This window comes from Clostridium sp. 16K-1-R1, assembly GCF_023921145.1.
Classification (GTDB): Bacteria; Bacillota; Clostridia; order Clostridiales; family Clostridiaceae; genus Sarcina; species Sarcina perfringens.
Genome location: NZ_CP046515.1, coordinates 2,615,712 through 2,629,305 on the forward strand (window position 1 = coordinate 2,615,712; position 13,594 = coordinate 2,629,305).

At 26.4% G+C, this 13,594-nt stretch carries 13 protein-coding genes; 3 read left to right on the plus strand and 10 right to left on the minus strand.

Annotation, left to right across the window (positions count from 1 at the left end; translation table 11 throughout):
* Positions 1-40: 40 nt before the first annotated feature.
* Both GOM42_RS11565 and GOM42_RS11570 read left to right on the plus strand, forming a co-directional pair.
* The gene (locus GOM42_RS11565; protein WP_003471016.1) at positions 41-1,378 is read left to right on the plus strand and encodes a peptidoglycan bridge formation glycyltransferase FemA/FemB family protein; all 1,338 of its coding nucleotides are present in this window, start codon (positions 41-43) and stop codon (positions 1,376-1,378) included.
* Between the two features lie 363 nt (positions 1,379-1,741).
* Positions 1,742-2,047, plus strand: a complete 306-nt coding sequence (locus GOM42_RS11570) for a helix-turn-helix transcriptional regulator (RefSeq protein WP_003451687.1) — start codon at positions 1,742-1,744, stop codon at positions 2,045-2,047.
* A gap of 46 nt (positions 2,048-2,093) precedes the next feature.
* On the opposite strand, the gene GOM42_RS11575 is transcribed toward GOM42_RS11570, so the two are convergent.
* On the minus strand, positions 2,094-2,831 hold the full coding sequence (locus GOM42_RS11575) for an amino acid ABC transporter ATP-binding protein (protein WP_003451387.1): 738 nt from the start codon (positions 2,829-2,831) through the stop codon (positions 2,094-2,096).
* Positions 2,832-2,849: 18 nt separating this feature from the next.
* A complete protein-coding gene (locus GOM42_RS11580; RefSeq protein ID WP_003455090.1) occupies positions 2,850-4,358 on the minus strand; it encodes an ABC transporter permease subunit in 1,509 nt (502 codons plus the stop codon).
* A gap of 172 nt (positions 4,359-4,530) precedes the next feature.
* Between GOM42_RS11580 and GOM42_RS11585 the strand changes: the two genes are divergently transcribed.
* Complete coding sequence (locus tag GOM42_RS11585; RefSeq protein WP_110077246.1) at positions 4,531-5,310, plus strand: EFR1 family ferrodoxin; 780 nt, start codon at positions 4,531-4,533, stop codon at positions 5,308-5,310.
* Between the two features lie 132 nt (positions 5,311-5,442).
* Here GOM42_RS11585 and GOM42_RS11590 read toward each other — a convergent pair whose 3' ends face one another.
* From GOM42_RS11590 to GOM42_RS11625, 8 genes are all read right to left on the minus strand, one after another.
* Positions 5,443-5,859: a DUF86 domain-containing protein gene (locus tag GOM42_RS11590; RefSeq protein WP_110077247.1), complete on the minus strand. Its 417-nt coding sequence runs from the start codon at positions 5,857-5,859 to the stop codon at positions 5,443-5,445.
* Between the two features lie 506 nt (positions 5,860-6,365).
* A complete protein-coding gene (locus GOM42_RS11595; RefSeq protein WP_011591047.1) occupies positions 6,366-7,187 on the minus strand; it encodes a hypothetical protein in 822 nt (273 codons plus the stop codon).
* Between the two features lie 18 nt (positions 7,188-7,205).
* Positions 7,206-8,462 (minus strand): hypothetical protein, encoded by a 1,257-nt coding sequence (locus GOM42_RS11600; protein WP_110077248.1) that lies wholly within the window; start codon positions 8,460-8,462, stop codon positions 7,206-7,208.
* Positions 8,463-8,578: 116 nt separating this feature from the next.
* Positions 8,579-10,027, minus strand: a complete 1,449-nt coding sequence (locus tag GOM42_RS11605; protein WP_110077249.1) for a HAMP domain-containing sensor histidine kinase — start codon at positions 10,025-10,027, stop codon at positions 8,579-8,581.
* Entirely contained in the window at positions 10,017-10,715 is a 699-nt protein-coding gene (locus GOM42_RS11610) for a response regulator transcription factor (protein ID WP_011591050.1), read from the minus strand. The genes GOM42_RS11605 and GOM42_RS11610 overlap by 11 nt, the downstream gene beginning before the upstream one ends.
* Positions 10,716-10,917: 202 nt before the next feature.
* Positions 10,918-11,313 (minus strand): hypothetical protein, encoded by a 396-nt coding sequence (locus tag GOM42_RS11615; protein WP_003451775.1) that lies wholly within the window; start codon positions 11,311-11,313, stop codon positions 10,918-10,920.
* A 132-nt stretch (positions 11,314-11,445) separates the two neighbouring features.
* Complete coding sequence (locus tag GOM42_RS11620; protein WP_110077250.1) at positions 11,446-11,736, minus strand: DUF503 domain-containing protein; 291 nt, start codon at positions 11,734-11,736, stop codon at positions 11,446-11,448.
* An 11-nt stretch (positions 11,737-11,747) separates the two neighbouring features.
* Positions 11,748-13,505, minus strand: a complete 1,758-nt coding sequence (locus GOM42_RS11625; RefSeq protein ID WP_252597659.1) for a DEAD/DEAH box helicase — start codon at positions 13,503-13,505, stop codon at positions 11,748-11,750.
* Between the last annotated feature and the right edge of the window lie 89 nt (positions 13,506-13,594).

Sequence of the window (13,594 nt, forward strand, 5' to 3'; positions counted from 1 at the left end):
TATATGTTTAGAACTGATGAAGTTTAAGGAGGAAACTAAATTGTATAAATTTGTAGAAATAAATTCATCAGAAATTGATAAATTTAATGAATCTGATAGAAAGGGTCACATATTCCAAACATCTTATTGGGCTGAATTAAAAAAAGATTGGAAGAAGAAATTTATAGCAGGATATGATAATGATAATAATATGGTTATCACAGCTACTATACTTTTAAGAAAAGCACCATACATAAATAAATATATGGGATATATTCCAAGAAGTTTTACATGTGACTACAACAATAAAAAATTACTAATAGAATTTACTGAATATCTAAGAGAGTTTGCTAAAAAGAATAATATAAGCTTTATAACAATAGATCCAGATATCCATTTAAAAGAAAATGAAGAGGCTCTTTCAGAAGGTACTGAAATAAAGAACTTCCTTAAGAGTTTAGGTTACAAAAACACAGATAGTAAAAACTTTGAAGCTATACAACCAAACTTTGTATTTAGACTTCCACTTCCAACTGAAGGGAATAAAATGGATATTAAGAAGGCTGTATTTAAAAAATTCTCTAGTAAAACTAGATATAATATAAAAGTTGCTGAGGAAAGAGGATTATCAGTTGAAGTTTATGATAAAGAAACTTTAAATGAAGATGTATTAGACAGATTCCATGAAATCATGGTTACAACTGGTAAGAGAGATAACTTCTTAGTAAGACATAGAGAATATTTTAAGGACATGATAGATTACTTATATCCACATTGTAGATTATACATGGTTAAGTATAGCTACGAAAATGACTTCAACAGATTATCAGAAAAATTAAACAAGCAAGAAGAAGCTAAAACTAAGGCTATTAACAAAATAGAAGAACTTAAAGTAAAGCTTGATGCTGAAACTGATGAAGATAAGAAATCAAGAATTGAAAAGAAATTAAATGACCAAGATAAGAGACTTAAAGAAGCTGAAAGACAAATAGAAGGATTTAAAAAGAAAATATCTGATATAGAACCTTTCAAAGGTCAAGAAATATATCTTTCAGGATCAATATACTTATACTACGGAAACAAAGCATGGTATCTTTACGGAGCTTCAGAAAATATATTAAGAGATACAATGCCTAACTTTGCTATGCAATGGTCAATGATTTGTGACTCTATTGATCTAGGTTGTGATGTATATGACTTTAGAGGTGTTTCTGGAGACTTAAATCCTGAAAATCCATTATATGGACTTTATAAATTCAAAAAAGGATTTAACGGAAACTTCGTAGAATTTATAGGAGAGTTTGATATTGTTGTTGATAATGGAATATACACACTTTATAAAAAAGCTTTCCCACAATTCAAAAAAATAAGAAATGCTATAATGAATAAGAAACAATAAAAAAGAATGCTTATGCATTCTTTTTTTATTTAAAAACTTTATATAAAAAATTTCTCTAAAAAAGCTTCTATACATACTTAAAATTAAATAATTTTTATTTCCTAATTTCATTATTTTCCCTAGTATAACCCTACCTTTTAATCAATATTTTAACTATTTATAACAAATACTCCTTATAGTTAACTTTATATAATCTAATTAAACTACAAGACCATTTTACATTAAATTTTAAGCATAATACCATATATTAATCTTTTGATTTGAAAGAATTAAGGAGTATAATATAATAGAAAGCATTAACAGTAATCTATTTTCGATATCGTATTTATATATATATATTTATTTGTTATAGGAGATGACCCCATGCAAGAAAAAGTTTTAAGAAAATTATTTTTAGGTTTTATACATATCCATATATTACACCATGCAAAAGTTGAACCTTTTTTCGGATCAAAAATGATTGAAGAACTTAGGGAACATGGATATTCTATGAGTCCAGGAACTTTATATCCAATACTTCATAATATGGAGAGAGATGGCTTACTACTAAGAAAAGATAGATTAATAGATGGTAAGATAAGAAAATATTATAGTATTACATCAGAAGGTAATGAGATATTAGAAGAAGCTAAAAGTAAAGCATTTGAATTATTTAAAGAAATAAAATAAAAAACTATAGTGGTATAGAAAATTAACTTATACCACTATAGTTTTTTTAATTAACTATAAATCTTTCAAGAAACTGTTTTGTTCTTTCATTTTTAGGATTTTTAAAAATTTCCTCTGGAGTACCTTCTTCTAAAACTATTCCTCCATCCATAAATACAACTCTATCTGCTACATCCCTTGCAAAACTCATTTCATGGGTAACTATTATCATTGTTTTATGTTCCTTAGCTAAATCTTTTATAACAGCTAATACTTCTGCTACCAATTCTGGATCTAAGGCTGATGTAGGTTCATCAAAAAGGGTAACATTGGGATTTATAGCCATAGCTCTCGCTATACTAACCCTTTGTTTTTGTCCTCCTGATAAGGTATTTGGATAATTATCCTTTTTATCAACCATACCTACCTTCTTTAAATTTTCTAAGGCAATTTCTTCTGCCTTTTTCTTATCCATTTTTTCTACTACAATCAATGCTTCCGTAACATTTTGTAGAACTGTTTTGTTGTTGAATAAATTATAATGCTGAAATACCATTGCTGATTGTTTTCTTAAGTCATTAATTTCTTTTTTACTTATTTTTTCAGCATTTACTTTCACATGACCAACTTGGATTTCTCCCTTATCTGGTGATTCTAAATAATTTAAACATCTTAGGAAAGTTGACTTACCTGAACCTGAAGGTCCTATTATAACAACTACCTCACCTTGTTTAACTTCCATGTTAACATCTTTTAAAACTTCTAAATTTTTATAACTCTTTTTAAGATTTTTAACCTTTATCATGACTTCTCTCCTCCCCTCTTAATAAACTGAAAGTTTTTTCTCTAAAATCTTTTGTAGGTAATTAAAGAAGCCTATGATTATCCAGTACATGATTGCAACTACCACATAACTTTCAAAGAATTTATAACTAGCTGCCGCCTCCATTTGAGCCTTAGCTAATAATTCTACAACTCCTAAAGTAAATGCTAATGAAGATCCTTTTACTGTATCTACAAATATATTACCTAAAGGAGGTATTGCTATTCTAAATGCTTGTGGTAAAACTACTCTTTTTAAAGCTTGAGCCCTTGTCATACCTAATGATAGACATGCTTCCATTTGCCCTTTATCTATGGCATCTATTGATGATCTTAATATTTCTGCTATGTAAGCTGATGCATTAAGTCCTAAACCTATTAATGCTGCAGTAAATGCACTCATATTTTGAAGTGAAGGTATTACCTGTGGCACACCAAAATAAAGTAAAAATAATTGTACTAAAAGAGGTGTTCCTCTAAAGAATGATATGTAAACCTCAGCTATTTGCTTTAGTACAGGAATTTTGTAAACCCTTATCATAGCAAGAGCTATACCAACTATTAATCCTAATATCATACCGAATACTGATAAAGATATTGTTACGTTAATAGCCTTTAATAACATAGGTATTAAATCTAATGAATACATAAAATCAAAACCTATACTATTATTTTTATTATTATCTATAATATTATTACTATTTTCTTGGTTATTAGGAACACTTACATTCATTCCTAGCCATTTTTCAGAAATAGATTTAAGAGTTCCATCTTTCTTCATTTCATCTAAAGCTTTATTAACATTTTCTGATAAATCTTTGCCTTTTTCATCCTTAACAAAAGGATAGGCATTTTCTATTTTATCTATTGGTTCTCCAGCTAGCTGTAAATTTAAATCTTTTTCTTTTATGGCAGCTATAGCTGAAACCCTATCTATTACTACAGCATCTATTCTTCCAAGTAAAAGTTCATTGAAAGCAGCATCTGTATTTTGATAAGTTAATATTTTTATCTCATTATTTTCATCTTTATCTTTAACTATTTTCTCATAGTTACTTCCAAGGTCAACTCCAACCTTTTTGCCCTTTAAATCATCAAAGGATTTAATTGAATCATTGCCTTTTTTAACTATTATTTGAGCCCCACTATATACATATGGCTCTGAGAAATAATACTTTTCTTCTCTTTCTGGAGTTACAGTTATTTGATTAGCTATTGTATTAACCTTTCCACTTTCAAGCATTCCAAATAATCCGCTGAAAGAAGCTGTTTTAAACTCAACATCATACCCTAATCTCTTTCCTATTTCATTCCATACATCAACTTCAAACCCCTTAAGTTCTCCACCCTCTAGAAAAGTAAATGGATAATATGTTCCTGAAGTTGCTACTGTTATCTTTTCTTTATTAGTGCTATTTTTTTGAATGTTATTACTATTATTGCTACAACCAACTAATACCATCATTAAAATACTTATTGTTAGAAATAATAACATTAATTTTTTCTTCATTAGCTTAACCTCTTTCCATTTTAATATAGTTCCAATTATATTAATTCCCATCAAAATTGTCAACTTTGATTTTTATTTCGTATTAATTATATTTAGCCTTTATATAGAAATTATGTATTTTTAATATTAAAATGAATATAATGAATTATTTTTTAATAAGGATGGGTATTATATGAAGAAAAATTTAATATTTTATTTTTCAACCTCAGGTAATTCACTTTACACCGCTAAGGAAATAGCTAAACATCTAAAGGATGCAGAAATAATCTCCATAGTAGATGCTTTCTATAAAAAAGAGTTTAGATATGAAGCAGAAACCATAGGCTTTGTATATCCTATTTATGCCTCTGGCCTTCCTCCTATGGTAAGTGAATTTATCTCTAAATTACAATTAAATAAGGATTCATATATTTTTGCAGCTGAATGTACTGGTGGCGGAAAAGGCATAACCTTCTCTATGATAAATAAATTACTTTATCCTAAGAACTTAAGTTTATCTAATGGGGAAAAGTTTTTACTTAACTCAAACTATGTAAGAATGGGTAGAAATCCTAAGGTAGGAGAAGATGCCAAAAAAGTAATTGATTCAAACAGGTTCAAAATAGAAAATTTTACTCTTTCAATACTAAATAGGGAATCTAAAGACTTAAAGGAAAAACATACTAGAATTAATTTACTTTTATATAAACTTTGGAAAGATGGTTTTAAAAATAAAGATAAGAATTTTAACACCAATGAATTTTGTACTGCTTGTGGAATTTGTGCTAAAATCTGTCCAAATAAAAATATAGAAATTGTAGATGAAGGCCCTAAATGGAAAGGAAATTGTTGTGATTGTATGGGATGTGTAAATAACTGTCCTCATAAGTGCATAAATATAGGAAATAAAACTAAAAAGAAGAATAGATATAAAAATCCATATATATTAACCTCTGAGCTTCTTAGAAAGTAAGAAATACATCTCTTAAGCTCATATTGATTTCTAGATAAGGGTAAGAAAATTTCTTAATAAAGAATAAAAACTATAAAAAATTAATTTAGCTCTAACTCTGTCTAGAAATCAATATTCATTTTAAATATAATTTTATTTTAAATTATCTAAGGATTTTTTTATATTTTTTAGCTTTATTATTGTCTTTTTTAACTCATTAAATATGAATTCATCTTCTATAGAAGCATACATGAAGGTAAGTTTATCCTTTAAATTCACAAGCTCCATATACTCTTCAAATTCAAAATCTCTTATTATATTTTTTTCCCTAAGAACTCTAAAAGTTTTCTCTATATTCTCTGGCATATCCCATCCATTAGAAATAACAGCATAGTTTGATAAATCTAAAACTGCTTCAATAGAACTTCTTAATAAGTACTTTGTACTATCCACATTTTTAAAATCTTTTAAAAACGCCTCTTCTCCTAGTCTATTTAATATTTCTAACTTTTTAATATTTTCACAAATAAACTTTAAATCTTGATTTATTCTGTTTTTATCTACTGACATGTATTTCACCTACTCATTTGTATTTGTTAAATATATTATATATCATAAACCTAAAATTTATTTTATAAGTAATTAATATTTAAATTTTCATCACAAAAATTTTTATTAATTTATATTTATTTTAAGTGAGTATTAATTTTAAAATAACTTTAAAAGTAAAAAGGGATAAGTTATTAAACAACTTATCCCTTCTCTTAAATAAAAATACCTAATAACTTAAGCAAACTCATGTAAATTAAATTACCTAATACCTTTATTTAAGATAAAACTCTAAGATTACTATAAGATATCAAAGAGCTTTTTATTAGAATATCTAATCTTAGTTCAGTAAAAGTAATTATCTCTTCTGATTAAGATTTATATTCTAAAATTTTAGTTACGCCACTTCCGTAAGAAAAATAATTCTTACCTTGCCATACACTAAAATTTTTTTAAATGTAACTTTCGGTAGAAATTTTTAAGTTATCTCCTCCACGTTACATTATTATATTGTCCTTTTTATTAATTTATATACATAAATCTTTTAATTTTATTTCTTCTTTTACTTTCTTTTTCTTTAAATCTACACTATAGATTTTACTTGGATACTGACTGCCCCACTCTTCAGTTCCAGTTAAATAAATCTTATTATCTACAATTCCTATAATACTTTGAACATGTTGATTTTTTGAAAGCTTCACACTCTCCCAAATTTCCTCATTAAAATCATACCATCTTAGTTCCTTATATCTACTATGCTCCTCTGAAAACCAATTTATTTTTCCTGGATCTCTCCTAATAAAAAAGAAAATTTTATCTTTAACTATCTTGCTATAACTATATTCTCCATAAGTTTTTTTAGCCATATCATCCTTATTAAACTTGTCTAAATCAACTTTAAACCTTTTATTATATGCTAAATCAAAAAACTGCCCTTTTCCATTTCCTAAATCCTCATATTTATAGCCATTAACATATTCACTTTCATCTATATCCTCTTTTATACTTTCATCTCTTATACTTTCATCTTTTAAATTATTACACTTTATTTTTTTAACTTCATCCTTTTCAAATACTATTTCATACTTGTCTACAATTTTATAATCATTATTTCTTTTTTGTAGATATAATTTTTCATCATTAATAACTAATTCGCAAGAAAAATATTCCTCATCTTCTGCTTTAAAATTCAATTCATTTTTAGTCTTACATTCACTAGTAAATTCTTTCACGGTTTCAGAATTTACAAATTTACTAATAATATTTTCTCTAAAAAACATAATTAGAGTAATTAATGTTATTAGTACTAAACTAAATAAAACTCCACCTAAAACCTTTCTTTTTTTCATAAAATCCCCTCACAAATTTTACTGGCTTAATTCTAAAACTTTTATATTTGATATTTTTATACTTCCCTTTTCTTTTTCTCCTATAATTAAATATTTTCCATCATTATTCCATAAAATCTGTGGTGTTGGATCAATATAATCCTCTCCATACTCCTTTATAAGAGCAGCTTTATTATATTCATAATCATAAACTTTTCCTTCAGCTATGGTTTTGTTATTCCCTATCTTTAAAACCTTAACCTCCATGTTCCCTCCATTTTGAGAAAGATAAAAAATCTTATCTCCTAATGGAGCTACTTTCTGAGATAAAAAGAATCTTTCTACGTCTAGATTAGATTTATATAATTCTGTGGTGACTTTATTTCTTAAATCTATCATTTTAACTTTTTCTCCCTCACTACTTCCACAATGAAATAAAATTTTTTCATCATTTAAAAAAGCTAAATCATAGTAAGCTTCCCCTTTTTCTAATAAATCAACTTCATCTTTTAAAACTTTTTCTTTTAAATCTAAAGAATATATTTTACTTGGAAATTGTTGACCTTTCATATTACTTCCTGAAATAAAAACTTTATTATCTACTACACCTATTAAACTTCTCTCTAAATAAACTTCTTTAGGTACTTCAATACTATCCCAAAGTTCATTGTTAAAGTCATACCATCTTATTTCTTTATAATCTCCATCTTTATCCCAAATTCCTTCTCCCCAATCAAATCTTCTATTTATAAAAAAAATCAAATAATCTTCTAAAACATAATATTCTTCTGATTCCTTTAAGGTCTCTTCTGCAAAATTATTTTTATTAAACTTCTCTATATTAACTACCTCTTCTTTTTCATAATCTTTACTAAAAATCTTCCAATTGCCATTTCCTAAATCTTCAAACTCACAGTTATCTAGTATAAATTCAATATCTCTAAGATTTGGAGCTTCTTTTAACTTTTCAACTTCAACCCTCTTAGAATTATTTCCTTCAAAAATAATTTCCTCTGTTTTTAAGAGCTTTCCATCCCTATTTCTGCTTTCTAAATAAAGTTTTTCATCCCTCACTAATAAGCTTTCATAGTCATAAAGTCCTTCTTCTAATTTAAAATCATGCTCTTTAATAACCTTTATTTTATTATTTTCAGAATCCTCAGCAGCATTATTAGATAGTATATATAAATCTCCTCCATACTTATTAGTATTTTTATAACTTATAAAGGAACTTATTAAAAGTCCTGTAGTAACCACCCCAGCTAAAACCCAAATTAAAATTTTACCCCTTTTCATAAATACTCCTTTCAAAATCTTCTTATAAAATTACTATTTGCTTTTATTTTACAAAGGAGTTTTTTCTAAAAAATTAAATCTTATTGCCAAAATATTTCCAAAATTAAATATATAAATTATTTAAAAATAATACTAACCTTTACCTTACCATTAGAATAATTAAATGAAATATCTCCTCCATATTTTTTTACTAGCTCTGAGCATATATAAAGTCCTAAACCATTTCCCCCTAACTCTCTAGATTTTTTAGTATTCTCTCTATAAAATGGCTCAAATATTTTTTCTACTCCCTCACTACTAATCTCATCACTAAAATTCTCTATCTCTATAAATTTTTCTTCCTCATCTTTAAATAGACTAATCTTTATTTCACTATCCTTTATTGAATATTTTATGGCATTATCTAAAAGATTTATAATAATTCTTCTCATTTCATCTTCTCTACACATAAACTCAATATCTTCTAAATTATTAGAAATGCATATCCCTTGTTTACCTCCCTTAACTTTAAAATCTTCACATAAATCCTCTATTAATGTTTTTAGGTTTACATTTTCTATTTCTCCACCTTCTATATCGCTTTTGTTTTTAGAAATTTCAATCAAACTCACTATAAGTTCATGCATTCTTTTGCTTTCCTTGTTTATTCTATCTAAAGCAAATTTTCTAAAATCATTATCATGAAAATCTTCTTCACTCATAATTTGAGCATATCCTGAAATATTAGTTAATGGAGTTTTTAACTCATGAGTAATATTATTAAAAAACTCTGTTCTAGTTTTTTCTAATGTTAAAACCTTTTCCTTTTCTTCATTTATTTTTTCAATCTGTTCCTCAATTTTATTTGCCATTTTATTTACTCCACAGGCTAAATCTCCTATTTCATCCTTTGAATTAACTTTTAAGTTTATTTTAAAGTCACCATCACCAATTCTTTTAAAAGAATTTTTTATATAATTTAAAGGATTTATTATTCTCTCAAAAAGAAAGTATGTGAAAATTAATATAAGTAAAAATGTTATTGAAACAATGAATTTTATATTGCTCATTAAATCTCTTAACTCTAAATATTCCTTTGAATAATCCTTGCTTAAAAGTATATTTCCTAAAAAACTCTCATCAACATAAACTGGAAAAGCTAAGTATGCTTTAACAGCATTTTCATCTCTATAAATGTTTAATGCAGCCTTATTCTTATTTGCTTCTTTTAAAACATCATAGCCCCCATCCTTTTCGTAATCAAAGGAAAAATCATCTAAATAATAACTATATTCCTTTTCTAAATCTTCATTAAAAACATCAATTTGACACTTTCCCTGTTCACTAATATCATTTGATATTTTAGGAATATATCTATTAAAATTCCCCTTGTTTCCTTCCAAATTGTTTACTTGAAAATATAACCTTAAAATACTGTAGCTACTTTTATATAAAGAATCCATTTCATTTTTAATTTTATTTTCATGATAATTAATAAAAGCTTTACCTAAAAAACAATTTAAAATTATAAAGGCAATTAGAAATATTATTAAAAATCCTCCTGAGAATTTATGTTTAACTTTCATATTTTTCACCTTTAAACATATATCCTAATCCAAAAATAGTTTCTATTATTTCCTCATTATTAAGCTTTTGTCTTAATCTTCTTACATGAACATCAACAGTTCTAAAATCTCCAAAATACTCATCTCCCCATACCCCATCTAATATCTGATCTCTAGATAAGGCTATATTAGGATTATCTAAAAAATATAGTAATAGTTCTATTTCTTTTGGCTTCAATCTTATCTCTTCTTCATTTAAATAAACCTTTCTTGACTGCCTTTTTATTTTAATAGAGCCAATTATGAATTCATCTTTAACTGTACTTTTATTGCTTTCCTTTAAAAATTTATCTTTTCTTCTTAATGCAACCTTTACTCTTGCTACACATTCTCTTATATCAAAAGGTTTAGTTATATAATCATCTGCTCCTAACTCTAGTCCTAGAACCTTGTCCACAATATCATCTCTAGCTGTAAGCATTATAATATTTGCATTTAATTTATTTAACTCTCTACAAACATCAAATCCACTAATATCAGGTAACATCAAATCTAAAATCACTAAACTAGGATTAAACTCTTTAAATATATCTATACCCTGTCTTCCTTTATCAACACATCTAACTTTAAATCCCTCTTTCATAAATGAGTATCTTAAAATATTTTGTATATCTGGTTCATCCTCAATTATTAAAATCTTTTCTTCCATCTCTTTCTCCTCTACCCACATAGTTAAATTAATTTTACTATATTTTTCAAATTTAATTGTTATCAACTCTTTACCAAAATAAAAAAAAGGCATGTATCAAATAAATTTTAAAAAACTTAAAAAGCATTCTCTTCATATTATTTGTAAGTTTTTTATTAGCTTTTGATACAAGCCTCTTTTATTAAATTTAATTTTAATCCTTTTATTGATATATTACTCCATCAATATTAGATAATATATCATCAATTTGATAATCATTTATATTTATATCTATATTTCTACATCTTAATTTTGCTATTAATTCATTCTTTTCATCTTCAAATATTGATGATTGCTGAATACTACATATAAGGTCTTCTAGCTTATATAAAATGCATAAACCTTCATATGCTCCTAAAGCTGTACATATATTCTCTGTTGATTTCCACTCTGTCATATCATATTCTGAATAATCTACTTTATCACAATAAGAAGTGATTTTTTCTTGATAATATCTGTTTATGTATGCCTGTGCCATATCACTTTCTTCAAAGCCTACTACACTTCCGTCAGGCATAACTAAAATATAGTTATTTTCTGGTGCTTCGTATGGATTCATACTAATCGCCTCCTACTCTTTTTTATTTTATTTTAGTTTCCCCTCACCTAAAAGCCTTATACTTATATAGTTTTGGAATATACTTTTCCATTTTCAGCATATATTATAAGTTTGAAATTTAGTTTCTTAACTTTATTTAAATATATAATTATCACTTTCTATGTTTATAATTTCTGCACCTGTATTTTCTTCTACAAAATCTATTAGATTCTCTAAGGTTGAATCAACTTGCTTTTGATCTCCGCAAACTGCTGAAATTCCTATAACTATAATCTGATGAATATCTTGCTCATGAACCTCTCCTACAGAAACATTAAATTTATTTTTTAATCTTTGAACTATACTCTTAACCACCATTCTTTTTTCTTTTAAAGAATGTACCCAAGATGCTCTTAAAGTTATTTTTAAATTTAAAACTCTCATAAAATCACCTATTAAATTCTCATAAGAATATTGTTTATTTCTTCACTTACAGTAAGTCTTTCATTTTCAATCCACTCTAAGTCAAAATTCAAATTAAATCTCTTGCTAAAAGAATAATACATATTTACCATTTGATAATAAGTTTCTAAGTCATATAAAGTTCCTGAGTAACATTGAGGTTTAAATAGTTCTTCTTGATCATTTATAAATAGCTGATCAACAAAATTTAAAAATTGATTCATTAAGTCATCTTTAGATATATCAAAAGGAATTTTTAAAAGCTCCCATTGAATTTCTTCAAGAAGTTTATATGATTTTAATCTTTCTAATATTATTAAATATTCACTTATATCCATTTTTCTGTAGTATGGAACTTCACATTTCTTTGTACTCCATAAAGCTAATTTTTCATTTAAAGGAAGATTATCAATTTCTAATATTGCATCTGAAGGTCCTAAAACTGCTCTTTTTATACTAATATCCTCTTCCTCTAATCTCTCTTCAATAAATTCTTTATTATCTCTATAAGTAGCTACATATCCAGTATCATATATGCCTTTTCTTCCTGCTCTTCCTGCAATTTGTTTAACCTCCTGAGAAGTTAACTCTCTCATTTGTTCTCCATCAAATTTGCTTATTGATAAGAAAATAATTCTCTTTATAGGAAGATTAACTCCCATTCCAATGGCATCAGTTGTTATTAAAATTTTATTTTTTCCCGTTATAAATTCTTCATACTGTTTTTTTCTAACCTCTGGTGGTAAATCTCCATAGATTATGGAGCATTTAATTCCCATCTGTGAATATTGCTCAGCCATTTGAAGAACTTTTTTCTTTGAAAATAAAACTAAGGCATCTCCCTCTTGAACATTTTTAGGATGAAAACTTTCATCTTCTACAATAAGTGGAATATCTCTATGATATTCTATAATCTCATAGTCATCTCCACAATCTTCTATAATTTCTTTTAATATATTCTTAGCATTAAAGGCTCCACATATATGTATTTCAGTACAATATAAACCAAGTAAAGCTCTAGTCCACGCATACCCTCTTTGTGAATCATCTATCATTTGAATTTCATCTATAACTGCCACATCATATCTTTCATGTATATTAGCTTTTTCTATGGTACAGGATACATGTGTTGCATCTTCAAATAATATTTCTTCTTCTCCAGTAAGAAGATTACATTTAACACCCTCATTATTCAATCTTTCAAAGTTCTCTAAAGCTAAAATTCTAAGAGGAGATAAATATACACCTTTTCTAACCTCTTTAAGTCTCTGCATAGCAGTATAGGTTTTTCCAGTATTCGTTTCTCCTAAATGCAGATAGAACTTCCTTTTAAGTCTTCTTGTATGAAGATATTCATCCTTTGGATTTGCTGGAAACTTCTCATCAAATTCCTTAGATATTAACTCTGGAATATGATGTTTTACAAGAAGAGTCATAATTCCTGAATTAAGAAATACATTATAATTGTTTCTTAAAACTTCATAAAAATCAAAATTAGTATCATTTTTCTTATTATAATTTTCTAGAATTCTCTTTCCTACCTCTTCTAATAATTCTTCATATCTATCATAAAGAGATTCATATCCTTTTAACCCTTGATCTTTCATCTCTTTTAATTGTAATATTTTTTTTCTTAAGGTTGATTCATGTTCAAAAAGTGCTCCTGCTTTTGAATGTCTTACTATTTTTTCTATTTGATTTATTTGACCTGATAATTTTTTATACTCCCTTTGAGCCGCATTTTTTTTCATTAAAATTCCTCCGAGTTAAAATTCTATAATAATTTAACCTATATATTTTCATTGTAATCTTTTTCTATAAATATCTCAAACAGTTAAAA